Annotated in this window: 27 protein-coding genes; 11 read left to right on the top strand and 16 right to left on the bottom strand. The window is 62.6% G+C overall.

The genetic code is table 11. The features are described from left to right. Positions 1 to 565: 565 nt before the first annotated feature. The 7 genes from FHT70_RS09825 to dnaN form a co-directional block, all read right to left on the bottom strand. The gene (locus FHT70_RS09825; protein WP_183700614.1) at positions 566 to 1,546 is read right to left on the bottom strand and encodes a complex I NDUFA9 subunit family protein; all 981 of its coding nucleotides are present in this window, start codon (positions 1,544 to 1,546) and stop codon (positions 566 to 568) included. 103 nt (positions 1,547 to 1,649) lie between these two features. Further along, positions 1,650 to 1,937 carry a DUF1330 domain-containing protein gene (locus FHT70_RS09820; RefSeq protein ID WP_183700612.1) on the bottom strand — a complete coding sequence of 96 codons (288 nt, stop codon included), beginning with the start codon at positions 1,935 to 1,937 and terminating at the stop codon, positions 1,650 to 1,652. 25 nt (positions 1,938 to 1,962) lie between these two features. After that, complete coding sequence (pyrF, locus tag FHT70_RS09815) at positions 1,963 to 2,670, bottom strand: orotidine-5'-phosphate decarboxylase (RefSeq protein ID WP_183700610.1); 708 nt, start codon at positions 2,668 to 2,670, stop codon at positions 1,963 to 1,965. A 6-nt stretch (positions 2,671 to 2,676) separates the two neighbouring features. Further along, positions 2,677 to 3,258, bottom strand: coding sequence for a histidine phosphatase family protein (locus FHT70_RS09810; RefSeq protein ID WP_183700608.1), 582 nt, complete (start codon positions 3,256 to 3,258; stop codon positions 2,677 to 2,679). Between the two features lies 1 nt (position 3,259). After that, complete coding sequence (gene pmtA / locus FHT70_RS09805; RefSeq protein WP_183700606.1) at positions 3,260 to 3,859, bottom strand: phospholipid N-methyltransferase PmtA; 600 nt, start codon at positions 3,857 to 3,859, stop codon at positions 3,260 to 3,262. A 95-nt stretch (positions 3,860 to 3,954) separates the two neighbouring features. Then, on the bottom strand, positions 3,955 to 4,860 hold the full coding sequence (locus FHT70_RS09800; protein ID WP_183700604.1) for a DUF72 domain-containing protein: 906 nt from the start codon (positions 4,858 to 4,860) through the stop codon (positions 3,955 to 3,957). A gap of 56 nt (positions 4,861 to 4,916) precedes the next feature. After that, positions 4,917 to 6,035, bottom strand: a complete 1,119-nt coding sequence (gene dnaN, locus FHT70_RS09795; protein ID WP_183700602.1) for a DNA polymerase III subunit beta — start codon at positions 6,033 to 6,035, stop codon at positions 4,917 to 4,919. Between the two features lie 259 nt (positions 6,036 to 6,294). Here dnaN and rsmI point away from each other — a divergent pair, with 259 nt between their 5' ends. The 6 genes from rsmI (at position 6,295) to FHT70_RS09765 (ending at position 11,804) form a co-directional block, all read left to right on the top strand. Continuing rightward, complete coding sequence (gene rsmI, locus FHT70_RS09790; protein WP_183700600.1) at positions 6,295 to 7,212, top strand: 16S rRNA (cytidine(1402)-2'-O)-methyltransferase; 918 nt, start codon at positions 6,295 to 6,297, stop codon at positions 7,210 to 7,212. Next, positions 7,202 to 7,570 carry a YraN family protein gene (locus FHT70_RS09785; RefSeq protein WP_097599490.1) on the top strand — a complete coding sequence of 123 codons (369 nt, stop codon included), beginning with the start codon at positions 7,202 to 7,204 and terminating at the stop codon, positions 7,568 to 7,570. The genes rsmI and FHT70_RS09785 overlap by 11 nt, the downstream gene beginning before the upstream one ends. Positions 7,571 to 7,689: 119 nt before the next feature. After that, entirely contained in the window at positions 7,690 to 8,193 is a 504-nt protein-coding gene (locus FHT70_RS09780) for a cupin domain-containing protein (RefSeq protein WP_311043956.1), read from the top strand. An 87-nt stretch (positions 8,194 to 8,280) separates the two neighbouring features. Then, positions 8,281 to 9,228, top strand: a complete 948-nt coding sequence (gene gshB, locus FHT70_RS09775) for a glutathione synthase (RefSeq protein ID WP_183700598.1) — start codon at positions 8,281 to 8,283, stop codon at positions 9,226 to 9,228. A gap of 152 nt (positions 9,229 to 9,380) precedes the next feature. Continuing rightward, positions 9,381 to 10,913, top strand: coding sequence for a YifB family Mg chelatase-like AAA ATPase (locus tag FHT70_RS09770; protein ID WP_183700596.1), 1,533 nt, complete (start codon positions 9,381 to 9,383; stop codon positions 10,911 to 10,913). 390 nt (positions 10,914 to 11,303) lie between these two features. Next, entirely contained in the window at positions 11,304 to 11,804 is a 501-nt protein-coding gene (locus FHT70_RS09765) for a hypothetical protein (RefSeq protein ID WP_246721803.1), read from the top strand. A 78-nt stretch (positions 11,805 to 11,882) separates the two neighbouring features. Here FHT70_RS09765 and cysK read toward each other — a convergent pair whose 3' ends face one another. The 3 genes from cysK to FHT70_RS09750 all read right to left on the bottom strand — a co-directional run bounded on the left by cysK (position 11,883) and on the right by FHT70_RS09750 (position 14,614). Continuing rightward, positions 11,883 to 12,845, bottom strand: coding sequence for a cysteine synthase A (cysK, locus tag FHT70_RS09760; RefSeq protein ID WP_183700593.1), 963 nt, complete (start codon positions 12,843 to 12,845; stop codon positions 11,883 to 11,885). 137 nt (positions 12,846 to 12,982) lie between these two features. Then, positions 12,983 to 13,600 (bottom strand): LysE family translocator, encoded by a 618-nt coding sequence (locus FHT70_RS09755; RefSeq protein WP_085776678.1) that lies wholly within the window; start codon positions 13,598 to 13,600, stop codon positions 12,983 to 12,985. Positions 13,601 to 13,714: 114 nt separating this feature from the next. Continuing rightward, entirely contained in the window at positions 13,715 to 14,614 is a 900-nt protein-coding gene (locus FHT70_RS09750) for a DMT family transporter (RefSeq protein WP_183700591.1), read from the bottom strand. Between the two features lie 111 nt (positions 14,615 to 14,725). Here FHT70_RS09750 and FHT70_RS09745 point away from each other — a divergent pair, with 111 nt between their 5' ends. Continuing rightward, positions 14,726 to 15,199, top strand: a complete 474-nt coding sequence (locus FHT70_RS09745; RefSeq protein WP_183700589.1) for an Lrp/AsnC family transcriptional regulator — start codon at positions 14,726 to 14,728, stop codon at positions 15,197 to 15,199. Positions 15,200 to 15,204: 5 nt separating this feature from the next. Here the strand turns inward: FHT70_RS09745 and FHT70_RS09740 are convergent, their stop codons facing one another. Beyond that, entirely contained in the window at positions 15,205 to 16,104 is a 900-nt protein-coding gene (locus FHT70_RS09740) for a GNAT family N-acetyltransferase (RefSeq protein ID WP_183700587.1), read from the bottom strand. Beyond that, positions 16,104 to 16,574: a dUTP diphosphatase gene (gene dut / locus FHT70_RS09735; protein WP_183700585.1), complete on the bottom strand. Its 471-nt coding sequence runs from the start codon at positions 16,572 to 16,574 to the stop codon at positions 16,104 to 16,106. The genes FHT70_RS09740 and dut overlap by 1 nt, the downstream gene beginning before the upstream one ends. Positions 16,575 to 16,664: 90 nt before the next feature. Between dut and FHT70_RS09730 the strand changes: the two genes are divergently transcribed. From FHT70_RS09730 to FHT70_RS09720, 3 genes are all read left to right on the top strand, one after another. Continuing rightward, a complete protein-coding gene (locus FHT70_RS09730) occupies positions 16,665 to 18,248 on the top strand; it encodes a peptide chain release factor 3 (RefSeq protein ID WP_183700583.1) in 1,584 nt (527 codons plus the stop codon). Positions 18,249 to 18,473: 225 nt separating this feature from the next. Then, positions 18,474 to 18,761, top strand: coding sequence for a DUF1236 domain-containing protein (locus FHT70_RS09725; RefSeq protein ID WP_183700581.1), 288 nt, complete (start codon positions 18,474 to 18,476; stop codon positions 18,759 to 18,761). Positions 18,762 to 19,397: 636 nt separating this feature from the next. Beyond that, positions 19,398 to 19,670 (top strand): BON domain-containing protein, encoded by a 273-nt coding sequence (locus FHT70_RS09720; RefSeq protein WP_183700777.1) that lies wholly within the window; start codon positions 19,398 to 19,400, stop codon positions 19,668 to 19,670. A gap of 255 nt (positions 19,671 to 19,925) precedes the next feature. Here FHT70_RS09720 and FHT70_RS09715 read toward each other — a convergent pair whose 3' ends face one another. The 4 genes from FHT70_RS09715 to FHT70_RS09700 all read right to left on the bottom strand — a co-directional run bounded on the left by FHT70_RS09715 (position 19,926) and on the right by FHT70_RS09700 (position 23,927). Continuing rightward, the gene (locus tag FHT70_RS09715) at positions 19,926 to 20,327 is read right to left on the bottom strand and encodes a GFA family protein (protein ID WP_183700579.1); all 402 of its coding nucleotides are present in this window, start codon (positions 20,325 to 20,327) and stop codon (positions 19,926 to 19,928) included. Between the two features lie 10 nt (positions 20,328 to 20,337). Then, the gene (locus tag FHT70_RS09710; protein WP_183700577.1) at positions 20,338 to 21,864 is read right to left on the bottom strand and encodes a carboxypeptidase; all 1,527 of its coding nucleotides are present in this window, start codon (positions 21,862 to 21,864) and stop codon (positions 20,338 to 20,340) included. Between the two features lie 99 nt (positions 21,865 to 21,963). Continuing rightward, complete coding sequence (locus FHT70_RS09705; RefSeq protein WP_183700575.1) at positions 21,964 to 23,253, bottom strand: MFS transporter; 1,290 nt, start codon at positions 23,251 to 23,253, stop codon at positions 21,964 to 21,966. After that, positions 23,250 to 23,927 (bottom strand): FadR/GntR family transcriptional regulator, encoded by a 678-nt coding sequence (locus FHT70_RS09700; protein ID WP_097599476.1) that lies wholly within the window; start codon positions 23,925 to 23,927, stop codon positions 23,250 to 23,252. The genes FHT70_RS09705 and FHT70_RS09700 overlap by 4 nt, the downstream gene beginning before the upstream one ends. A gap of 506 nt (positions 23,928 to 24,433) precedes the next feature. Here FHT70_RS09700 and FHT70_RS09695 point away from each other — a divergent pair. Further along, positions 24,434 to 25,246, top strand: coding sequence for a class II glutamine amidotransferase (locus tag FHT70_RS09695; protein ID WP_183700573.1), 813 nt, complete (start codon positions 24,434 to 24,436; stop codon positions 25,244 to 25,246). Positions 25,247 to 25,253: the final 7 nt, after the last annotated feature.

Below are 25,253 nucleotides of genomic sequence, written 5' to 3'. Positions count from 1 at the left end.
TGAAGCAGGCAATATCGAGCCGTCATTGCGGAACGCCTTGTTCGGCGTTCCCGATTGCTTGTCTTTTGGATGCCGGCGCAAAGCACCGGCCTTTTCGTCAATGGCTGATCGAAGCCGTCGAGCAAGGATCGACGCCGTAAGCCGGCGAGCAGTCGCCCTTGACCGCCGCGACCGAACCGGGCGCAACGAAGGAACCTGCCATGATAATCAGCGCCGCACACGCAAAAAGGAGCGCGATTGACTTGCCCATCGAGAAATGCCTTTCACAGTGATTGCCGCACGCCTTCGCAGACGTTGAGTCCGTTGGAAGGCGCGGGGTTTGGTAGTCAGTGGAATGACAAATAGCAATAAACGTTCCTGCTAAATTTGAAGTTAATTCCACAAAATTTCCGCTGCGCCTTTTATGCAACGCTGCTCGATATGGCCGGCAGGAAAATATGCCGAGCTTGCGCCGGCATGGCAGAGCCACACGCCGTTCAGGACGCGCAAAGAACGCCATGCTGCGGCAAAGCAAACGCCGCCCGCGGGACCGGCGGACGGCGCTATCGTTTCTCGGCAAAGATGGTCAGGCGGCCTTGCCGGAGCCAGTATACTGGCCGTGCGGACGATACTGCACGAGATAGGAGCCGAGCACCGATGCCGGCATTGTGGGTGTGATGCCGAGTCCCTTCAGCGTGCGGCCTTCCGCCTCGGCTTCTGGGGAAACGACGTTGTCGCGCTTGAGCAGGCGCACCTGGTCGGGCGTGATCGGCGGCTTCACGAAGGGGATCAGCGAGGCGATGCTGCCGATCAGCGAAGCCAGGCCGAAGGGCAGGGACACCAGCGGATTCTTGCGGCACGTCACCTTCAGCATCATGTCGAGACATTCGCGGAAGCTCAGCACCTCGGGCCCGCCGAGCTCATAGATCGTGCCGCCCGCAACCTTGCCATCGACGGCGCGGGCGACCGCCTCGGCGACGTCCTCGACATAAACAGGCTGGAATTTCGTCTTGCCGCCGCCGACCAGCGGCAGGACGGGCGACATGCGAGCCATGTCGGCAAACTTGTTGAAAAAGCTGTCCTCCGGCCCGAAGACGATCGACGGACGGAAGATCACCGCATCCGGCTTGATGGAGAGGATGGCCGCTTCCGCGCGGCCTTTGGTGCGGCCGTAATCCGAATCGGAGTTGGCATTGGCGCCAATGGCCGAAATATGGGTGAGGGTCGCGCCGGCATTGCGCGCCGCTTCGGCAACCGCGCGGCCGCCGAATTCCTGCACCGCGTCGAAAGTGTTGCGGCCGGTCTCATGCAGAATACCGACGCAGTTGACGACGTGGCTGGCGCCCTCGACGGCACGGTCGATCGAGTTGCGGTAGCGCAGGTTCGCCTGCACGAAGGAAATCTGGCCGACATTGCCGAGCGGCTGCAGGAAGCCGGCGAGATCGGGCCGGCGCACGGCGACGCGGATGCGATAGCCGCGCTTGGCGAGCGCCCGCACCACGTGCCTGCCCACGAAACCGGACCCTCCGAACACGGTGACGAGCGGCGGCAGATTGGCAAGGGTCATGGCAGTTTCCTCGAAAGGCTTGGGATTGTCGGCACCGTATTAGCCCAATCCCGAGGCGACGGGAAGGCCTATCGCGCCGTCAGTTTTTGGCGGTGCGCGCAGCTTAGACGCCTTCGACGACGACCATTTCCGCATCCGCCACTTCCTGGCGGATCTTGGCGGCGATCTGGTACTCCGGCGAATTGTAGCAATCCACCGCATGCTGCATCGAAGGGAATTCGATCACGACGTTGCGGGCGCGCGCCTTGCCTTCGAGCTCGGTGATGGCGCCGCCGCGCGCCAGGAAATTCGCGCCGTATTTTTCGAAGGCCGGTTTGGCCGCCGCCACGTAATCCTTGTAGCGATCGGCGTCACGAACGTCGACGCGGGCGATCCAGTATGCCTTGGCCATGATCTTCTCCCTTGTTCTTTTGAATTCAGCGGTTTGCCGGCCAGAGCGCGCTCACCATCTCGTTGAGAACGGCGCGCGCGGCCTCTCTCGGGTCGGGTGCCTTGACGATCGGGCGGCCGACGACGAGATGGGTTGATCCCGCTTTCAGCGCATCGAACGGTGTCATCACCCGCTTCTGGTCGCCCTTGTCACTGCCGGTCGGGCGAATGCCGGGGGTGACGATCGCCATGCCGGGACCGACGACCTCCCGCACCTCGGCCGCCTCCGCCGCCGAGCAGACGATGCCGCCCATGCCGGCGGCGCGGGCCTGTCCGGCGCGGCTGAGTACCAGGCTGTGCGGGTCCTGGCTATAGCCGGCCTCGGCAAGGTCCTCGGAATCCATCGAGGTCAGCACGGTGACGCCGAGCAGGCAGAGGCCGGAGCCGGCAGCGGCCTCCACCGCCGCCCTCATCGCCTTCGGATAGGCATGCAGCGTCAGCATCGACATGCCCATCTTGGCGATATTCTCGACGCCCGACGCGACCGTGTTGTCGATGTCGAGCAGCTTCATGTCGAGAAAGATCTTCTTGCCGCTCGCGGCAAGGTCGCGGGCGAATTCGAGGCCGCCAGCAAAGACCAGCTGATAGCCGATCTTATAGAAGAGAATGTCGTCGCCGAGCGTGGAAACCAGTCTTTCCGCCTCGCCGATCGTTGGAACATCCAGGCCGACGATCAACCGCTCGCGTGCATCCATGTGAAGTCACCCCCGCCAGTCTTCGATGGGCGTCCAGTCGCATGTTAGGCCGAGATCCGCAAGGCCGAAAGCATAGAGATTGCCGCCGCCGGCCGGCTGGTCGCGGTCGCGGGCAATCGGCCGCCCCGCCAGATGGCATTTGAGCAGCGTGCCTACGCCGCCATGACCGACGAAGGCGATCGGTGCGGCCGGATCATGCGTGGCGAGAACGGCCTTGACCGCCGCCACGATGCGGGCCTGCGCGTCAACGGCGCGCTCCCAGCCTTGGAAGCTTTTTTCCGGATGGGCAAAGAACCAGTTGGCCGCCTCTTCGAATTGCGGCGGCGGCAGGAAGCCGGTCGCCGACCGGTCGTTCTCGTGCATGTCATGTACGATCTCGATGCTGATACCGGAGGCGGCCGTCAGAATTTCGGCCGTCTCGATCGCCTTCGTCTCATCGCTGGAGACGATGCGGGTCAGCCGTTTGGCCCAGCCGCTCTCGGCAGCTCTGCGGGCGCGCGCAGCCCCGACATCGGAAAGGCCCCATTTCGGCACGGGAACGTTCGCATCGATCTTGACTTGCGGGTGGGTGATATAAAGTCCGAACATCTCAGCCGCGGCGGTAGATCCAGAGCTGCGCCGGAGGGATGTTGCGCATGACGAAGTCGAAGTGCTGAATGTGATAACGATCGGGATTGGCGGCGATCGGCGAAATCGCGCCATAGGAGATTTGCACCACAGGCCGGCCGGCCGGCAGGCGGTCGAGCAGGCTTTCCAGCAGAGAGACGCGCATCGCCATCGGGAAATTCAAGAGCGGAATGCAGGAGATGACGCAATCGAACGTCTGCTCGCCGAATGCGCCAAGCGTGGTCTTGAGATCGAAGGCATCGCCGTTGATGAAATGCACGCCGGGATAGGTCCGCAGCAGATGCTGGTGGAAGTCCGTCGAATATTCGATTGCCACCAGATTTTCCGGTTTCACGCCCCGGCCGAGGATGGCCTTGGTGATGGCACCAGTGCCCGGGCCGAGTTCCAGCACTGGCAGCCCCGAATGCATATCGATGACGCTGGCCATGCGCTTGGCGGTAATCGAAGAGGTCGGCACGATCGAGCCCACCGTCTTCGGCCCCTGCATCATGCCCCGGAAGAAACGGATTTCCTCATCAAATCTCTTCCCGAGGTGTTCCTTCACCTTGACCCGTAAGCGCATTCTCCACCCATCCGCACGTTGATCGACTGTCTTAATATGCTGCTTGTCGCTCCCGGGACAAGGATTTTCGCAACGAGAACATCGACATCAACAGCTCATGCGGCCTTTCGCTGGGAACGAGGCATGAGGTCGGCAAGTCTTTCGCTCAAATGGCCGGCGTCAACAGGGGCGCGAAGTTTCTTATCGGTGTTGTCGAAATAAAGATAGACGTCGCGGCCCTTGGCTCTCGCCGGCAGCCGCGCAAGGATCCGCGTCGCATTCTCTGGTTCTCCGCCCGTTGCCCAGGCGCGGATGCGCTCGGCCCATAGATCAAGCGCTTCGTCTTCATAGCCGCTGACATAGAGCTGTTCGGATCCATGCAGGCGGCAATAGATGAAGTCGGCGGTGATATCCATCAGCAGCGGCCATTTCACCGTATCGGCGCAGACCAGCGCGGCCTTGTGTCGCCGGAGCATTTCGATGAACTCGGCTGAGCGGAAGCTGTCGTTACGGATTTCGAACGCATGGCGGATCGGCTGGTGTCCGTCGCTTTTGAGCCATGCCTGTTTGAGGCGCTCGTCATGCCGCCTGGCAAGCGTTATCGCCGCATCATGATCATGCGGCAGCAGCGACAGGAAATTTTCGAAACGATCGGGATCGAAGGCCATGTTGGCCGGGAATTGCCAGAGGATCGGCCCGAGCTTGGGGCCAAGCCTGAGCAGACCCGAGGCGAAGAAATTGGCAAGCGGCGCCTCGATCTCCTTCAGTCGCCGCACATGGGTGAGGAAGCGCGGCCCCTTGACCGCAAAGACGAAATCATCAGGCGTTTCGTCCCGCCAGCGGCCGAAGCTTTCGGGCCTCTGCAGCCCATAGAAGGTGCCGTTGATCTCGATCGAACGGAAGTGACGGGCGGCATAGGAAAGCTCTTGCTTCTGCTGCAGTCCTTCCGGATAGAATTGGCCGCGCCAGGGCGCATAGGTCCAGCCTGATATGCCGATGCGCACCGCCCCCGTCTTCTTCATTCTGGAATCCTCCTGTTTGACAGGAGGAGAACCGAAAGCGGCCGCCTTCGTTCCCGTCAGACGCGCATCGGCATCAAGACGTAGAGCGCGTCGTCACCGGCGGTGTCGCGGATCAGCGTCGGTGAGCCGGCATCGGCCAGCAGGAAGATCGCTTCCTCGCCGGAAAGCTGCGCGGTGATGTCGAGCAGGTATTTGGCATTGAAGCCGATTTCCATCGCATCCGTGTCGTAGCCGACGGCGACTTCTTCGGTGGCGCTGCCGGAATCCGGATTGTTGACGGTCAGCATCAATTGCCCGTCGGACAGCGCGAGCTTCACGGCGCGGCCGCGCTCGGAGGAGATCGTCGAGACGCGGTCGACTGCCTGGGCGAAGGTCGTGCAATCGACACGCATTTCCTTGTCGTTGCCGGTGGGGATGACGCGCTGGTAATCCGGGAATGTGCCGTCGATCAGTTTCGAGGTCAGGACGATCGAGCCGATCGTCATGCGGATCTTGGCGTCGGAAACCTCGACGGTGACGATCGCTTCCGGATTGTCGACCAGCTTCTGCAGTTCCCCGACGGTCTTGCGTGGAATGATGATGCCGGGCATGCCCTCTGAGCCCGACGGCGCGTCGACATCGGCGCGGGCCAGCCGGTGGCCGTCGGTCGCGACCGCCCTGAGCTTCAGCTCACCATTGCTCTCGATCGTGTGGAAGAAGATGCCGTTCAGATAATAACGCGTTTCTTCCGTCGAGATCGCGAACTGGGTGCGGTCGATCAGCATCTTCAGATCGGTCGCCTTGAGCTTGAAGGAATGCGTGAAGGTGCCGGCGGTCAGATCCGGGAAATCGGATTCCGGAAGGCACTGCAGCGAGAACTTCGAGCGGCCGGACTGGACGGTCATCGAGCCGCCGTCGGTGCTGGTCGCCAGCAGCACTTCGGCGCCATCTGGAAGCTTGCGCACGATATCGTAAAGAAGATGGGCGGGAACGGTGGTAGCGCCGGCCTGCTCGACGCTTGCCGGCGTCGCCTCGGTGATTTCCAGGTCGAGGTCGGTCGCCTTCATGTCGAGGTTCTGGCCATCGGCCTTGAGCAGTACGTTGGACAGGATCGGGATCGTGTTGCGACGTTCGACCACACGGTGGACGTGGTTCAGCGATTTCAGAAGGTTTGACCGCTCAATAGTAATACGCATGGGATGCTACCGCTTTCGACCGTGACTGCCCGGGCGCATCGAAGGCCCGAAGAATGCTTTCCCGATTTAGGTCGGGGGAGTGGACGGGCAAAATGGCAGACTTCAGCATTGGATGGCAAGAGGCATGGACGGCCGAGCCCTCGCATTTCAGGTTTTCCGGAGCAATGCTCACAGAAATCCCAACCCTTGCCGAAGCCGCAGCGCTCGCCCATAAAGGCCGATGAACCGGCAAGGCGCCGGCGGCACGAAGGCAAAGGGCATGAACGAGCAAACCACAGGCGAGGACGCCACGAGGCGAAGCTTCCGCCTGCACAACATGGCGGTGCCGGCGCGGCCGCTGGAGCCGGCGCTCTATCTGGTCGCCACTCCGATCGGTAATCTTGGCGACATCACGCTGCGCGCATTGGAAACGCTGGCCGGCGCCGACGTGCTGGCCTGCGAGGACACGCGCGTCACCCGCGTTCTGCTCGACCGCTACGGCATCCAGAACCGCCCCTTCGCGTACCATGAGCACAATGCCGACGAAGCCGGCCCGCGGCTCATCCAGGCGCTCGAAGCCGGGCGCTCGGTGGCGCTCGTCTCCGATGCCGGCACGCCGCTCGTCTCCGATCCCGGCTACCGGCTGGCCCGGCAGGCAATTGCCGCCGGTTACCGCGTCATTCCCATTCCAGGCGCCTCGGCGCCGCTCGCCGCCCTTGTTGGTTCCGGCCTGCCGAACGACGCGTTTCTCTTTGCCGGCTTTCTGCCGGCCAAGGACAAGGCCCGCCGCGATCGTCTCGGTGAATTTGCCGCAGCTCCGGCGACGCTGATCTTTTTTGAATCGCCCCATCGCATCGCTGCCTCGCTTCTTGCCGCCGCCGATGTGCTCGGCCCGGCCCGGCCGGCTTGCGTCTGCCGTGAATTGACCAAGACCTATGAAGAATTCCGCCGCGGCACGCTTGCCGAACTCGCCGCCCATTACCAGCAGGTGGAAAACGTCAGGGGCGAGATCGTCCTCGTCGTGGGTCCGCCGCAGCCAGCCGAAACATCCGAGGCCGATGTCGAAGCCGTGCTTGCCGACCTCTCGATGTCGATGCCGACGGCAAAGGCTGCGACCGAGGCCGCCCGTCTCACCGGCCTGCCGCGCAAGGCGCTCTACCAGCGCCTGCTGGAGATGAAGGGCGGCAATGGGAGATAAGGAGCTTACCGCCATCAAACGGAAGGCGCTACGCCGCGGCCGCATGTCGGAATATGTCGCCGCCGCCTTCCTGATGCTGAAGGGATACCGTATCCTGGCGCTGCGCCACCGCACCAGGCTCGGCGAGATCGATATCGTCGCCCGCAAGGGCGATCTCGCCGTCTTCGTCGAGGTCAAGGCCCGCCATGGCGAGGCTGCGGCGATCGACGCCGTCTCTGTCGCCGCTCAGAAGCGCATCCGGGCGGCAAGCGATCTGTGGCTCGCCCGCCAGGCGGATCAGGCCCGCCTTTCCCAGCGCTACGATATCGTCGCGGTCATGCCCGGCCGGCTGCCACGGCACTTTCCCGACGCCTTCTGAGCGCTTTCAGCCCGGTCGAGTTACCGGATTGTTAAAATTTTAGTCCCCCGTTGAACGAGCTCCTTACGACTTTCTGCTACCCACCGTCGCAATAGGGGTTGAGATTTGGGGGTTGTTGCGTGGCCTTGAAGATGATGCTCGCAAGCGCGGTCGCCATGGCGGCGCGCTCGGTGCCGTATATTGCGCTGAAGCCGGCCGGGAAATCCTTCGTCGCCCATGCGAGCGACCACCTGCCGCTGAAATCGACGCCAATCAATCCCGACTGGATCATCAGCGGCAATCCGCAGGCGCGCACCGCCGAACATTCGCGCGGCCATGACGAGGCATCGCTGACAGCAATCTGGGACTGCACGGCGGGCGAATTCCGCTGGTATTTCGGCTGGGACGAGACCGTGATGATCCTCGAAGGCGAGGTCCATATCACCGCCGAGGACGGCACGGAACGGACCTTGCGCACCGGCGACGTCGCCTTTTTCGCAGGTGGAACCTGGGCGAGCTGGCGGGTCGACAACTATGTTCGCAAGGTCGCCTTCCTGCGCAAGCCTTTCCCCAAGCCTCTGGCGATCGCCTACCGTCTGCGCAACATGCTGCGCAACGGCGGCAGCCAGGGCATCGCCGCCTGAAAGTTGCGAACGCCCGAAGCCCTTGATGACCGTTGCGTTTAATGCCGGGCCGACCTACATCTGTCCGGCATTCAGCGAGGGACGGAAATGGCCAAGATCACCAATGTAGCGGTCCAGATGGATCATGTCGCCGGCATCAATATCGCAGGTGATTCCACCTTCGCTATGAGCCTGGAAGCGCAGGCGCGCGGCTACAGGCTCTTCCATTACACCCCCGAGCGCCTGAGCTTTCGCGACGGCAAGCTCTTTGCGAGCGTCGAGCCCATGGTGCTGCGCGACGTCAAGGGCGATCACTTCGAGCTTGGCGCGCCTGAGCGCGTCGATCTTTCGACCATGGATGTGGTGCTGCTGCGCCAGGATCCACCCTTCGACATGGCCTATATCACCTCGACGCATCTGCTCGAGCGCATCCACCCGAAGACGCTCGTCGTCAACGATCCGGCCTGGGTGCGCAATTCGCCGGAGAAGATCTTCGTCACCGAATTCGCCGATCTGATGCCGAAGACGCTGATCACCAAGGATCCGGCCGAAATCCGCCGCTTCCGCGACGAGATGGGCGACATCATCCTGAAGCCGCTCTATGGCAATGGCGGCGCCGGCGTTTTCCATTCGACCCGCGACGACCGCAATCTCTCATCGCTCTTGGAAATGTTCGGCCAGCTCTTCCGCGAGCCCTTCATCGCCCAGCAATATCTGCCCGACGTGCGCAAGGGCGACAAGCGTATCATCCTCGTCGATGGTGAGTTCGCCGGTGCGATCAACCGCGTGCCGGCCGAACATGACAGCCGCTCCAACATGCATGTCGGCGGCCGCGCCGAGGCGACCGAATTGACGCCGCGCGAGAAGGAAATCTGCGCCCGCATCGGCCCCGCGCTGAGGGAACGCGGCTTCCTGCTCGTCGGAATTGACGTGATCGGAGATTACATGACCGAGATCAACGTCACCTCGCCGACAGGCATCCGCGAGGTCAGGAAGTTCGGCGGCGCCGACATAGCAAGCCTGCTCTGGGACGCGATCGAGCGCAAGCGCGGCTGAGGCTGCGATTGGGTACAACCGCGCCTGCCACTGATTATCTGCCTGCGTTCTTTTATTGTTCTTGTTTTAGTCCTGTTTCCGTGCCAGATTGCAACCGCTGGCTTTCACGGCCACAGGGGCGGTCTAAGAGTTTGCGGGACAAGGGTGGGCATATGGTCGCGCGTGTCAGTACGGTAGCATTCCAGGGCATCGAAGGCGTTCCGGTCGAGGTTCAGGTCATGATTGCGCCCGGCAAGGTCGGCATGCAGATCGTCGGTCTGCCTGACAAGGCGGTGGCCGAAAGCCGCGAGCGTGTGCAGGCTGCCCTTCACGCCTCCGGCCTGGCGCTGCCGGGCAAACGGGTGACCGTCAATCTGGCGCCCGCCGATCTGCCGAAGGAAGGCTCACACTTCGATCTGCCGATCGCACTCGCGCTGATGGCGGCGCTCGGCGCCATTCCTGGCGACGCGCTGACCGATTATGTCGTCGTCGGCGAACTCAACCTCGACGGAACGATCGCCGCGATCGCCGGCGCGCTGCCGGCCGCGATCGGCGCCAATGCGCTCGGCAAGGGGCTGATCTGCCCGGCCGAAAGCGGCGCGGAAGCCGCCTGGGCCGGCTCCGAGGTCGATATTCTCGCCCCGCGCAGCCTGATTGCCCTTGCCAATCATTTCCGCGGCACGCAGGTACTGTCTAGGCCGGAACCGTCGATCCGCGCCAATGCCGCCAACTTGCCCGACCTTGCCGAGATCAAGGGCCAGGAAAGCGCCAAACGCGCGCTCGAGGTGGCGGCTGCCGGCGGCCACAATCTCCTGATGGTCGGGCCTCCAGGCTCCGGCAAATCGATGCTGGCGTCGCGCCTGCCCTCGATCCTGCCGCCGCTTTCGCCCGCCGAACTGCTTGAAGTGTCGATGGTCCATTCGATCGCCGGCCAGCTGACCGGCGGCAAGCTGTCCGACCGCCGGCCCTTCCGCACCCCGCATCATTCCGCCACCATGGCCGCGCTCGTCGGCGGCGGATTGCGTGCTCGGCCGGGCGAGGCCTCGCTTGCCCATCACGGCGTGCTCTTCCTCGACGAGTTTCCCGAGTTCACGCCGCAGGCGCTCGATGCGCTGCGCCAGCCGCTCGAAGGCGGCGAATGCGTCATCGCCCGCGCCAATCACCGCGTCTCCTATCCGGCGAAATTCCAGCTGATCGCGGCGATGAACCCCTGCCGCTGCGGCATGGCCGGCGAGCCGGGCCACACCTGCGCCCGCGGCCCGCGCTGCATGAGCGATTACCAGGCGCGCATCTCCGGGCCGCTGATGGACCGCATCGATATCCGCATCGACGTGCCGGCCGTCTCCGCCGCCGATCTGATCCGGCCGATGGCGGCCGAAGCAAGCGCCGACGTCGCCCGCCGCGTCGCCCGCGCCCGCGAAATCCAGCAGGAGCGCTTCGAGCGCGCCGGCGCTGGGGATATCGGCACCAACGCCCGCTGCTCCACCGCGATGATCGAAAAACTCGCCGAACCCGATTCCGCCGGCCTGCAGCTCCTGCGCGACGCCGCCGACAAGATGAAATTCTCCGCCCGCGGCTACCACCGCGTCCTCAAGGTCGCCCGCACGCTTGCCGATCTCGACGACAAACCGACAGTGGGCCGTTTGCATCTCGCCGAAGCGATCTCTTATCGGATCGCCGGGGAAAGATTAACGGCGGCGGCGTGAGAAGAAGGACGGACGCGCGGAGTATGAGTCGTCAGACTGCCCACCAATTCGCCGATCGCGTTGCGCTGATGGCTGCCACGCAGCAAAATCGCCACTGAGCGCTGCGGATTATGAATTATATGGCCGTCCGGCTATAGCGGCGCGCTGCCGGCAGCGGTCGGCGCGATGGTCTTGGCCGGGGCTGGTTTGCCGAACGCGGTACCGAAACTGGCTAAGGCGCCGATATAAGCGTCCCTCTGTATTGATTATCCATTAGGGGTAGGAATCTCTCCTCAATTCGTCCCTCTTTACAATATTAGCTTCGGCTGAAAAATTTCCGAAGGGATGTCGGTCCGTTCGATATAGTCGATCGGAGGTGACGGATAGGGAGGCCTGCCGCCGGGGATGCTCATGGGGAACGAATATCCAGGCTCAAACGCCAAACCCAGGGAAGTTTTTGACTTGGCGAATGCCTACTCTCGCGCTTCGATCCTCCTATTCAGCGAGGGCCAGAAGCAGGTTGCACTATCGATCGCACCAGCTCGAATGTGCGCCATTCATGCTATTGAACTCTATTTAAACGCCTTCCTGCGCCATGAAGGCGTTGCTCCAGAAGAAATACGAGGACGGATGCACAACCTCGCTGAGCCGATGTTCGTTGCTAAACTTCAACTGAGAAAAAGGACTGCTCTGCATCTGGAGGCAATGACAGCAAAGCGTGAGTACCTCATCTCGCGCTATGCACGGGAGCGGGCGAGCGAGCACACCGAGTGGAATCGTTTGACCGCGACGCTGAAGGAGGTGATGGCGAAGGTGGGCAAACATCTGCACTCAACTAGCTCAGGCCGGACATCGACCATCGTTACGGACCACCACAGAACACTCGTCCCGCTTCAATTGGGATGCAGGTAACGGCACAAAAAGGGACGCCGAAGCGCCCCGATATTCTGCAAGACAAATTGCGGGAGAAAACGCCCGCCACAACCAACTTTAGCTCCCCAACCCCTCAAACAGCGCCGTCGACAAATACCGCTCCGCAAAAGACGGAATGATGATGACGATATTCTTCCCCGCATTCTCCGGCCGGCTGCCGACCTTGATCGCGGCGGTCAGAGCCGCGCCTGAGGAGATGCCGACGGGCACGCCTTCGAGCCGGGCAATGAGGCGGGCCTGTTCGAAGGCCTCGTCGTTGGTCACGGTGACGACCTCGTCATAGATGCCGGTATCGAGGATCTTCGGCGCGAAGCCGGCGCCGATGCCCTGGATCTTGTGCGGGCCGGGATTGCCGCCTGAGAGCACCGGCGAATCGGCGGGTTCGACGGCGATGATCTGGATCTCGGGTTTGTGGCTCTTCAGCACCTGGCCGACGCCGGTGATCGTGCCGCCGGTGCCGATGCCCGAGACGACGATGTCGACCTTGCCCTCGGTATCGTTCCAGATTTCCTCGGCCGTCGTCTTGCGGTGGATCTCGGGGTTGGCCGGGTTTTCGAACTGCTGCGGAATGATGGCGTCGGGAAGCGACGCTGCCAGCTCCTCCGCCTTGGCGATGGCGCCCTTCATGCCCTTCGAACCTTCGGTCAGCACCAGCTCGGCGCCGAGCAGCGCCAGCATCTTGCGCCGTTCGACCGACATGGTTTCCGGCATGGTGAGGATCAGCCGATACCCCTTGGCGGCGGCGGCAAAGGCGAGTGCGATGCCTGTGTTGCCCGAGGTCGGCTCGATCAGCACCGTCTTGCCGGATGTGATCTTGCCCTGCGATTCCAGGCTTTCGATCATTGCCACACCGATGCGGTCCTTGACGGAAGCGATCGGATTGAAGAATTCGAGCTTGCCGATCAGGTTTGCCGCCACGCCCTTTTCCCGCGCCAGTTTGTCGAAGCGCACCAGCGGCGTGTCGCCGATGGTCTCGGTGATCGAGGAATAAATGCGGCCGCGGCCGGGTTTGTGCGACATGGTGCTCTCCCTTTGGACTTCGAAATCGAGGAGGAGAATAGGGTCAAAGACGGAATGAGACCAGAGCCCGTTCGTCCCGGGCTGGGGTGGCGGAGAGAAAATAAGCTTTAAAAACCGTTCCTTGACGGATGTTTATTTCACGCAGCCCGCGTGGCGATGAAGGCTGCCGTGCCCGCGAGAATCCCGGCTGCAACCCGGTTCAACGCCTGCAGGGCGCGCGGCTGTTTCAGCATGGTGCGGGCGCGAGCGGCAAGCAGCATATAGGGCACCAGCACGGTGATCAGCACCACGAAGGTGACGGCGAGCAGAAGCGCATAGTCGCGCAGGGTGATATTGCCGATATCGATCAGCGTCGGCGCCAGCGCGACATAAAATAGCATCGTCTTCGGGTTGCCCAGCGTCACCAGCAGGCCCGAGAGGAAGGACAGGCCGACATTGCCGGATTTTTTTGCGGCGATATCCTGCGGCAGCAGCCCTGCCGTCCACAGTTTCCAGGCGATGTAGCCGAGATAAAGGGCGCCGGCGATCTTGATGATGAGGAAGACTTCCGTGAAAGTCTGCGCCACGAAAGCCAGGCCCAGAATGACCGCGGTGAGATAGGTCATATCGCCGAGCACCAGGCCGAGACCCATGAAGAAGGTCTCGCGGAAATTCGAGCCGAGCGCACGGGCGACGATGGCGGTTATGCCGGGTCCGGGAATGGCTGCGGCGATAAACAACGCTCCGGCATAGGCAAGCAAGGCGGCAAGGCTCATGTGGCGGCTCCCTCTTTCCGGTGTTTTATGTCAGGCAGGCCGTGCCATCAATCCGCCGGCGCTGATGGATGCATCACCAGAAGGAATGCCTGCCGCCGCGTGCCTGCCGATACCTCAGCCCTGAAGCGCCCTCGGCCGCAGCCATCTTGGGCTCCAGCCGAGATTCATGCCGGCGGCGGCCAGCAGGATGATTGCGGCGCCCGCGATCTGCATCGGCTGCAGCGCATGGCCGAAGGCCAGCCGGTCGACGAGGATCGCGGCGATCGGATAGAGGAAGGAGAGCGCCCCGGTCAGATGCGTCGGCAGCCGCTGGATCGCACCGTAGAGCAGCACATACATCAGCCCGGTATGGACGACGCCGATCGTCACCAGGATCGCCCAGCCGCCGGCATCGCCGGGCAGTTGCGAAAACTCCGTCATCGGCGCCAGCATCAGCATTCCGGTTGTGACCTGGATCAGTGCGATCAGATGCGGCGGCGTGCCTTTCAGCCATTTCGCGGCTAAGGCTGCCAGCGCGTAGAAGAAGGCGGCGCCGAGCGCCATCAGAATGCCGAGGCCGTAGCCATCCGTTCCCCCGCCGGCCTGAGGTTTTGCCTCGACGATTGCTGCCATGCCGGCAAAGGCGAGCGTCAGCCAGAACAGCTTGGCCGCGGTGATCTTTTCGCCGAGGAACAGCGCCCCGAGCACCAGCAGCATGAAGGGCTGAGTGTTGTAGACGGTCGTGGCGATCGAGATCGTCGCATGTGAATAGGAGGCGAAGAGCAGCAGCCAGTTGACGACGATGGCGACGCCGCCGATGACGGCGATGCCAAAGGCGCGCAGCGTGATGATGCCGGGCCGCAGCAGTCCGAGGGCGCCGCAGATGACGAGCAGGGTCAGCGCGCCGAACAGGCAGCGCCAGAAAACCACACCGCTGACCGGCTGGCCCGACATGACGACGAACCAGCCGATCGTCCCCGAGATCAGCATCGCTGCCGTCATTTCCACCGAACCTCTTTTGATATCGCCGCTCATGGTAGCCTCCGTTTTGCTCGGACAATAATATTGCGTCAGCAGCTGGTTCAATATAGAAATAAGAAGGATCAAAACGACTTTTGCCTAATAATTGAAGGGAAAATAATTACGATGCCTAATGGTGTGCTGGAGCTCGACGATATCGATCAGTCCATTCTGGAGGCGCTGGCCGGCAATGCCCGGATTTCGCTGAAGGAGCTGGCGCAGCAGGTCGGGCTTTCCTCGCCGAGTGCCGCCGAGCGCCTGCGGCGGCTGGAGGAGCGCGGCGTCATCAAGGCCTTCACCATCGATCTCGATCCGGCCGCCGTCGGTTATCCCCTGCAGGCGCTCGTCCGCGTGCGGCCACTGCCGGGACAGCTGCACATCGTCGAGCGCATCATCCAGGACATTCCCGAAATCGTCGAATGCGACAAGGTGACGGGCGAGGATTGTTTTATCGCTCGCCTGGTCGTGCGCTCGATGGCGGAGCTCGACGGCATTCTGGACAAAGTCGCCGAACGGGCGGAAACCAACACCTCGATGATCAAATCGTCGCCTGTCAAACGTCGCCTGCCGCCGCTCTCACGCGGGAAACAGGATCGCTGAAACGGTCAGAAATCCGCCAGTGGCGAAAGCATGGCCGGAAAATGCGGGGTGACATCGCCGAGCCCACGCAGCATCAGTGTTGTGGTGCTTTCCAAAGGCTGTGGAGTACCCACCCAGTCCAGTTTCTCCGGACGGAAAAACACGTCAATGGCGGCGGAGGCGATGTCGAGTCCGCCGAGGATAGCGGCAAGTGATGGGATCTCGCTCGCGACGACGTCGAGAAGGCTGAAGCGACCCGCCGCATCCATTTTCCAGGCGATGACTGCTTGCTGGTCTTCGAGGAAGCTGACACGGATCTCGGGATCGATCTGCGTATTGATGAGAAACATCGCCGCATTTGTAGTCACCGAGAGCGTCGTCGAAATGGGGCTGCGCGTTTTCAGCAGCGCTTGCAGCAGGGCAAGATCGTCCGCATTCGCCGGCGAAAGCGGCAGGGCCGGTGCTGTGGGTGTCGACGGAGCAGGGGCCGCCCCTTCGTACCGGTGCAGCGGTATCGAGCGGAAACCGTAGGCTTCATAGAGCGATGGTTTGTCGGTATAGAGGATGACAGCCTCGAAACCCTGCTGCTCGCACCAGTCGAGCGCTTTCACCGTCAGGTCGCGATAGAGCCCGCAGCCGCGCCACTGCGGCCGCACCGCGCCGGATTGCAGGCCGGCGGCATGAACGACCCTGCCATTGATGACGAAGGGCAGCGCAAAGGCGGAGATATTGGCAGCAAGCTCGCCTGTGGCATCGAACCAGCCGAAGGGCATGCTGGTAGGGTCGGGTCCGCCGAGATGCTGCAGCGGGCCGATGTCAATGCCGAAAATATGTTGAAGCAGGCGCACCAGCGCTGCCCAACCAGCGGGGTCGCCGAAATAATCCTGTCGGAAGGTTAAGCCCGTGCTGTCGAGGCGCTTTGCCATCAAACGCCGGTGGAGCCGAAGCCGCCTGCGCCGCGCGCCGTTTCACTCGCCACTGACAGTTCCGTCACCCGCGCCTGGGTCACCGACGCGATCACCATCTGGGCGATACGCATGCCGCGCTCGATGACAAAGGCTTCCTCGCCGAGATTGGCGAGCAGCACTTTCACCTCGCCGCGATAGTCGCTGTCGACGGTGCCGGGCGAATTAAGGCAGGTGATGCCGTGTTTGAAGGCAAGGCCGGAGCGCGGCCGCACCTGCCCCTCGAAGCCTTCCGGAATTTCAAAGATGAAGCCGGTCGGCACCAGCGCCCGCTTGCCAGGTAGCAACGTCAGCGGTTCGCCGTCGGCGACGGCGGCGCGCAGGTCCATGCCGGCCGCCCCCTTGCTTTCATAGGCGGGCAGGTCGAGGCCCTCGCCGTTGGCCAGGCGGATGAGGTTCAGCGTCGGGCTGAGATCGTGATGAATGGTCATGACCCATTACTTTGCGCGTGAGCGGCCGGGGTCAATTGCAATCTCAGCCTTTAATCGCTAGTTAAGCCGCAATTCCACAGGATTCACATCATGGCCGAAAGCCTCTCCGAGGCGGTTTCCCGCCGCCGCACATTCGCTATTATCGCCCACCCAGACGCGGGCAAGACGACACTCACCGAAAAGCTGCTGCTGTTCGGCGGCGCCATCCAGCTTGCCGGCGAAGTTAAGGCGAAGAAGGACCGCATGCAGACGCGCTCCGACTGGATGAAGATCGAGCGCGAACGCGGCATCTCGGTCGTCACCTCGGTGATGACCTTCGAGTATAACGATAATGTCTTCAACATCCTCGACACGCCGGGCCACGAGGATTTCGCCGATGACACCTATCGCACGCTGACGGCCGTCGACGCCGCCGTTATGGTCATCGATGCCGCCAAGGGCATCGAGCCGCGCACGCTGAAGCTCTTCGAAGTCTGCCGCATGCGCGATATTCCGATCATCACCTTCATCAACAAGATGGATAGGGAAAGCCGCGATCCCTTCGAGATCCTCGACGAGGTGGAAGAAAAGCTGGCGCTGGATACGGCCCCGATCACCTGGCCGATCGGCCGTTCGAAGACCTTCTGCGGCTCCTATCATCTCGCCAACAGCACCGCCCGCGGTTCCGACACCGAAGTCGAGACGACACCGGTCAACGGCCCGCAGGCCGTCGCCGACAGGCTGCCGGAAAACGAACGCCAGGCCTTCATCGACGAAACTGAGCTTGCGATCGAGGCCTGCCGCCCCTTCGACCGTGATTCTTTCCTCGAAGGCCATATGACGCCTGTTTTCTTCGGTTCGGCGCTGCGCAACTACGGCGTTCGCGACCTCATCAACGCGCTTGGCGAGTTTGCGCCGCCGCCGCGTGACCAGGTCGCCGATACCAGGACCGTGCACGCGACCGACGAAAAGATGACGGCCTTCGTTTTCAAGATCCAGGCGAACATGGATCCGAACCACCGCGACCGCATCGCCTTTGCCCGCATCTGCTCGGGCAAGCTTGAGCGCGGCATGAAGGCAAGGCTTGCCCGCACCGGCAAGCAGCTCGGCCTGACGGCGCCTCAGTTCTTCTTCGCCTCGCAGCGCCAGCTCGCCGACACTGCCTATGCCGGCGACGTCGTCGGCATTCCCAACCACGGGACGCTGCGCATCGGCGATACGCTGACCGAAGGCGAAGCCCTGGTCTTCCAGGGCGTGCCGAACTTCTCGCCTGAAATTCTGCGCCGCGTGCGTCTCGAAGACGCAATGAAGGCGAAGAAGCTCAAGGAAGCGCTGCAGCAGATGGCTGAGGAAGGCGTCGTGCAGCTGTTCTCGCCGGAAGACGGTTCACCGGCGATCGTCGGCGTCGTCGGCGCCCTGCAGCTCGACGTCCTCAAAGAGCGGCTGATGGCCGAATACGGCCTGCCGGTCTCCTTCGAAATGTCGCGTTTCTCCGTCTGCCGCTGGATCTCGGCCGACCAGCCGGCCGATCTGGAAAAGTTCCTCACCGTCAAGCGCGGCGATATCGCCCGCGATCTCGACGGCGATCCGGTTTTCCTCGCTCAGGACGCCTTCTCGCTGCGTTACGAGGCGGAGCGCTACCCGGCGATCAAGATGGTCGCTATCAAGGAATATCACGCCGCCAAGGCGGCGTGATCGGGGAGTCTTGGAAGAGTGGGGGCTGGCGCTCCCACCATTCTGTCAGCCGATACGATTTCCACAACGCTGTCGAGCGGCGGCAGGTTATGGCGGACAAAGGCCGGAAACCCGACCCGCGCCTGCTGTCCGGGAGCGACATGCCCGCAGGCATTCCGTGTAGCGGAGGAACAATATCTTATCGGTAGCGTTTTGCCGGGACACTCAAGATCCTGGGAGGATAACATGAAAGTACTGGTCATCTCTGCCGTATCGCTGTTTCTGTCGCTCGGCGGCGCTGCGGTCGCGCAGACTACGGCAGTGGTCGTTCCCGGCGAGGTCAAGACCTATGTCATGAAACAGGAAACGCCATCCGTCACGTTTGAAGGTGACGTTGCTGTCGGTACGACGCTCCCTGACACAGTCGAAATCCACACAATTCCTGACCAACCTGATTATGGCTATGTGGTCGTCAACAAAAAGCGCGTGCTCGTCAATCCGAAAACCCGCGCGGTGATCGAGGTAGTCCAATAACGTCAAAGGATTGCGAGCCTGCTTCCAAGGCTCGCAATCCTTTATCATTCCCCCTTTCCACGCATCAGGTCCTGTTCGCTCGGAGCGTAAGAGTTGAACTCAACATGGCATCCACGGCAGTCAGCCGCGTCAGGTGACGCCGAAACATAAGCCTAAGGCGCCCAGGACATAGAAGCTGAGCGCGTGCAGACGACAAACGCCGGACAAATTCGCAGCGCCCGCCGCCAGAGAAAACCGCCCGCGCTGCCGAACTGCGCGCTCTGCGTGACGAGGAAGCCGCTAGTGATGAAAAACGCACAGACGCCGAGAGGCCAAGAATCTTGTTCTCGCCGAGCAAGCGCATGAAGGGCTCGTTCGCCAAGGTCTTTTTCGAATATGCCTGGCATTGCGTCAGTGAACGAAGGCAATCACGGGAAATCCGGCTTCCTCGGTGTAGCTTCATCAGGGAGGTTCTGACTAGACTAGCTACGACGACCGAACCTCCCTGATGTCCTTTCGACAAGGATAAGAAAAATCTAACCCGGACACTGCGGGCGGAAAGACGGACCTAAGTCGGACTGGCCGGCTTCAGGGTCGCAGCTCATATTAGGGAGAGGTAACATGAAGGTCCGTGGAGGGGCGGAACAGGAGGAGAATATGAAGTTCGGCCCCGACAACTGCAACCACGAAGAGCGCTGCTCGCAAGGCCACAGTTCAGCATCGACGATCGAAACAATCGAAGCAGCCCTTTCCGCTGATCCCGACATCGACAGCAGCGCCATCGAGGTCAGGATGCTCGGTCCTGTCGTGCTGCTCGAAGGCTATATAACAACGCCCGCCGACCGCGACAGAGCCATCGCGCTTGCGGCGATGATCGTCGGTCAGGAGAATGTCCACGACCGGATGCTTAGCCGTTTCCCGACACAGTAGTGGACGGCTTGAGGGCTGGGGCTAAAGTCTGATAGCGGTCCCGGCGGGCATTTGCCGATCAACATCTTGCCTCGCCCCATGTCGAGGCAGCCGGCCAACAAGCAAAATGCCCCGCAAATCGCGGGGCATTTGCACTACCCGTGCCGCCAGCCGGAGGGACTCGACAACGTAGAATAGGATGACATGGTTCTAAGGATGGTCAATTAGCTCCAACTGACTAACCTCATTGCGAAACTTGTCTCCCGCTGAGATCAACTAGTCCTCGCCATCGAACCGCGGTAGCGGCTGGATATTCTCCACCCACGGCAGAGCCGACCGCCACCATATCTGTTTCTTTGGCGTCAGGTCCTGCCGCTGGTCGATGCTGCCGACGCGGATGCCGATCGCGCCGCCTTCGCCGTCCGTGCGGTAGAGTGGCGATCCGCAATTCGGACAGAAGAATTGCCGGCTGAGGGCGCCGCTGTCGCCATGTTTCGTATACATGTGCGGCTCGCCGGAAATGAGCGTGAAGCTTTCCGGTTGCACCGGCGCGGTGACGCGATAGGCCGATCCCGTCAATCGCTGGCAATCGGTGCAGTGGCAGATCGAGATGCGCTCCGGATCGATTTCCGCCTGGTAGCGGATCGCCCCGCAATGACATCCTCCCGTTATACGCATCGGCAACTCCTCAATCCGCCGGCTGTGCGGCCGGGCGTGCGGCATAGAAGGCCTTGGCATCGGCCGTGAAGGCGGCCCGTTGATCGGCTTGCGTGTAGAACATATGGCCGCCATGATAGAGCTTCAGCCCGACGCGGCCATCGGCGAGCAACGGCGGTAGGTGGTCAACCACATAGCGGCTGACGCTGTACGGTGTCACCAGATCGCTGTAGCCATGCGCGATCAGCAGATGGAAGGCCGCGTTCGAGGCGAGCAGTTGCCTGATATCGTCGGTGGCGCTTGCCTGGAAGCGTGATCCGCCGCGGCCGCCGCCCCATTCCCAGCGCCGGCTGATGTCGCTGTCGAGCAGCGAATAGGTCATTTCGGTTTTGAAGCCGAGCTCGTTGCGGGCATAATCGGCGAAGGCGCCGCCATAGGCGCGGGTGAAGCCGTCGAGGATGGCGTCGTCGCCGCGGTCGTAATCGGATTCCGGATAGGGATCGGGCGCCGCGAAGGACGCATCGTAGGGGCTTGTCACCTGACCGCCGCCGTCCGAGTGCTTGACGAAGGAATTGCCTGGGAAGCCGCGGTTGCGCGCGATGATATCCTGCGGAATGCCGGTTAGCCCAGCGATCCTGCCATAGAAGGCTGCAGCATCGGCGCCCCTCGGCGGCGGGCCGGCGAGCGTCGTCAAATAGTCGCCGAGCGCGAAACGCTCCGCTTCCCTCTGCTTCTCCTCGGTAAAGCCATTTTGCCGGTCGAGTTCGGCTGCAGCCAAGGACGGCAGCTCGAGTGCCGCGCCGAGCGCGAACTGGTCGGCATCGAACATCAGCTGCCCTTCCAGCAGCGGCGAGAGCATCACGGCGCCGGCAACGACAATGCCCTGGCTTTCCTGCAGGGTGGAGGCAACCTTGGCGGCACGGAAACCGCCGTAGCTTTCGCCGAGCAGGTATTTCGGCGAGTTGGAACGGTTGTTATGGGCGACATAGAGCGCGATCGCCTTGGCGATGCTCTGGGCATCCGAGTTGACGTTGTAATAGTTGGAGGCGTCGTCCGCCTTCGCCGTCCGGCTCCAGCCGGTGCCGATCGGGTCGATCAGCACGAGATCGGTAAAGTCGAGCCAGCTATGCTGGTTGTCGACGAGCTTCGCATGGGCGCCGTCGCGTGCCTGAGGCCCGAAATCGAGCACTTTGGGCCCGACCAGCCCGAGATGCAGAAAGGCGGAGGCCGCGCCCGGCCCGCCGTTGAAGACAAAAGTCAGCGGCCGATCCGGCCCGCCACCCTTGGCGACATAGGCGGTGTAGAAGATCGCGCCGGTCTGCGCTCCGTCCTGACCGAACAGATCGAGCGTGCCGGCGGTCGCCGTATAGGCGATCTTCCGGCCGTCGACCGTCAGCTCGTGCTCGGTGACGGAGTCGGCCGGCAGCAGCTTCAGCACGCCGTCGCGCGCGCTCCGCTCGACATTGGCCTGGCGCCCGCCGCTTTCCTGCGCCGGGGAAAGGGCAGGCCAGAGCGATGCCACGAGGGCGGTCAGCAGAAACAGGGTTCGTAGGCGCAACGATTTGTCCTCCGGCGAATGCAGGCTGAGATAGCGTAGCATCCGCGTCTGACGACCGGCATCAAGAGATGGTGATGGGCCGGTGAGGTGCAGGGCCGCTCAGAGTTTCTCGACCGCGTGCACATTCACTTCCAGCGCCCGGCCGGCCTTCCAGCCGTTGATCGCGGCCCCGAGCCCGAGCGCGATGAAAAGAGCCGCACACCAGGAAAAGCTGCCGGTCCAGCTGCGGATCAGGCCGACGATCAGCGGCCCGATTGCGGCGAGCAGATAGCCGACGCATTGCGCCATGCCGGAGAGATGGGCGGCAACATCGGGATCGCGCGAGCGCAACACGATCGTCGTCATGGCGGCCGCGATCAGCCCGCCCTGGCCGATGCCTTGCAGCACCGCCCACAGCCAGACGCTCGAAAGCGGGGCAAAGAGCAGCCCGAGCAGGGCGATGACGGCGACGCCGCAGAGGCCGGCATTGATCCATCTCTGATCCCGGCCGCGCACGGCGACATGCGGCACGACAAGGCAGGACGCCGCCTGCACCATGACGGAGAGCGAAACAATCGCTCCGGCCGTGACGCCGTCGAGGCCGCGTTCGCGCAGGATCGGAACGAGCCAGCCAAAAACGCAATAGGCCAGAGCCGATTGCAGCCCCATGAACAGCGTGACCTGCCAGGCGAGCCGGTCCCGCCAGAGCCCTTTGACGCGAAAGCCGTTTCGCCTTCCTCCGGCGCCGCCGCGAAGGACCTGCGGCAGCCAGATCAGGCCGACGGCGAGCGCCGGCAGCGCCCAGGCAGCGAGCGCGCCGTTCAGAGAGCCGCCGAGCGCATGCTCGATCGGTAGCGTCAGCCCCGCCGCGCTGGCAGCACCCGTACAGAGCGCCATCGTATAAAAGCCGGTCATCAGCGCGGCGCGCGTGGGGAAGTCCCGCTTCACCAGTCCCGGCAGCAGCACGTTGCCGACGGCGATGCAGGCACCGGCAAGGGCCGTGCCGATGAAGAGCAGCGGCACGGAGGAAAGCCCACGCAAGGCGGTGCCGAGGGCGAGCAATAGGAGAACGCCGAGCAGTGTGCGCTCCGAACCGATGCGCTGGGCAAGACGCGGCGCAAGCGGCGAGAAGACGCCGAGGCAGACGACCGGCAGCGTCGTCAGCAGGCTGGCGCCGAGCGCGCTCAACCCGAGCTCGGTACGGATCTCAGGCAGGAGTGCCGAGGCGCTCGAAAAGACTGGGCGCAGGTTGAAAGCGATGAGCACGAGGCTCGCGCCGAGCAGCAAACTGGCTGCTCCATCCCGCACCGGCGTCGCCTCTGGGGCGGGAAGGCTGGCAGCCTCGGCATCGATCAGCAATTCGTCGGCCAGGTCAAGCGTGATGGTGGCATCGTTGGAAGACGTGTTCATGACAGGATCATTCGATCGAGTGCGGCAAGAACGGGGGCCATGAAGCGGCGCACCGCCGCATCCGCCTGATCGGGATCGCCGGTTTCGATCGCATCGACAATATCGACATGCGCCTGCATGTCGGGTTCGGGAATATCCTTGCCGAGCGTCGCCGCAATGGTGTCGGCGATCGAGGCCGAGAAGAAATCGTAGATTTCGATCATCGCCCGATTGCCGGAAGCAGCGATGATCGCCTTGTGAAAGGCGAGGTCCCGTTCGATGAAGGCGGCTTCATCGCCGCCGGCGTAACTGCCGCGTTCGTTCAGCAGCCGGCGCAGCTCGGCTATCACCTCCGGCGTCTTGCGCATCGCCGTCAGCCGTGCGGCCTCGACATCGAGGGCGCAGCGCGCTTCGAACTGATCACGCAGGCTGGCGCGCCGCGCCATTGTCAGCGGCCGGCCGGCGTCGTTGGTCGAGCGCACATAGGTGCCTGATCCCTGCCGCGTTTCGAGATAACCTTGGGAGACAAGCACCCGCACCGCCTCGCGCACCGTGCCGCGGCTGACGGAGAGCGTGGCCGACAGCGATGCCTCGTTCGGCAGCTTGTCGCCGACCGCCCAGCGCTTGCCGACAATGTCGTTGCGAATTGCCTCGATCGCTCCATCGGCGAGATTGGTCTTGCGGAGCGCCTGCATTTTCTACTCATAAAGTCATCAGATGACTTTATGAGTAGAAGAATTGCCGTCTTCTGTCAATGCTGGGAGGCGGGCAATAAAAAAGGGCCGCCTCGGCGACCCTTTCCATGAGTTTGGCCTCGAACTGGCCTGGACCGTCAAAGCAGCCCCAGGAAGGCGGGTCTTAGAGCGAGGGCTGCCTCGCTTTCATCACCTCTTCCATGCCCGATACGAGGTCCGAAATCTCATTAGACATTGGATCACCTTCCTTTCTTTCTGTTGCTGATAGGGAAAAGGTAGGACGATTCGCGCCAGATGCAAGAAGAAATTGCACTCGAGACATCCACTCGGGGGCGGACCCGCGTTCACAAAAGAACACAGGCTTTCGCCGAATTTGAAGTTCCACTCGGTCACCAAACCGTCATGATCGGCCTGCAAATCAGTCGCGCGTTAAGCTGTTATTAGCCGTGGCGTTCGACAATTTAGAGCATGCCCGCCGATGCCGCGGGTTCCGGAGCAAAAGAGCCATGTGTCGCTGGGCAGCCTATCGCGGAGACCCTCTCTACCTCGAGGAGCTGGTATCCTCGCCGGCCCATTCGCTGATCGAGCAGTCCCATTGCGCCACTCGTGCCAAGACCGCGACCAATGGCGACGGCTTTGGCATCGCCTGGTATGGCGACAGGCCGGAGCCCGGCCGCTACCGCGACATCCTGCCGGCTTGGTCGGATTGCAATCTGAAGAGCCTGGCGCGGCAGATCCGCTCGCCGCTCTTCCTCGCCCATGTCCGTGCCGCCACCGGCGGCGGCACCCGCCGCGACAATTGCCATCCCTTCACGCATGAGACCTGGTCATTCATGCACAACGGCCAGATATCGGGCTTCGAGCGTCTGCGTCGGCCGATGGAGGCGATGCTTGATGACGAGTTGTTCAATGCCCGCAGCGGCACGACCGATTCCGAGCTGATGTTCCTGCTGGCGCTGCAGTTCGGCCTGCGCGAGGCGCCGGTCGCCGCGATGGCTGATATGATCGGCTTCGTCGAAGATCTCGCCGAAAGCATCATCGGCTCGATCCTGCTGCGCTTTACCGCCGCCTTCTCCGACGGCAAGTCGCTCTATGCGATCCGCTATGCCACGGATCGCAAGGCGCCGACGCTCTACGCCTCGCCCGTCGGTGCCGGCTACTGCCTCGTCTCGGAACCCTTGAACGACGACGTCGACGCCTGGGCGGAGATTCCTGACGGCAGCGCCGTCATCGTCGGCAGAGACGGTATCAATGTCGCGGAATTTCGCCCGGAAAAGCCGAGCAAAACCAAATCGCAACGCATGGCTATCTCGGCATAATCCCTTC

This window comes from Rhizobium sp. BK049 (assembly GCF_014193135.1).
Taxonomy (GTDB): Bacteria; Pseudomonadota; Alphaproteobacteria; order Rhizobiales; family Rhizobiaceae; genus Rhizobium.
Note: the sequence above shows the minus strand (reverse complement) of the source record. Positions and strands in the feature narration are given on the sequence as shown.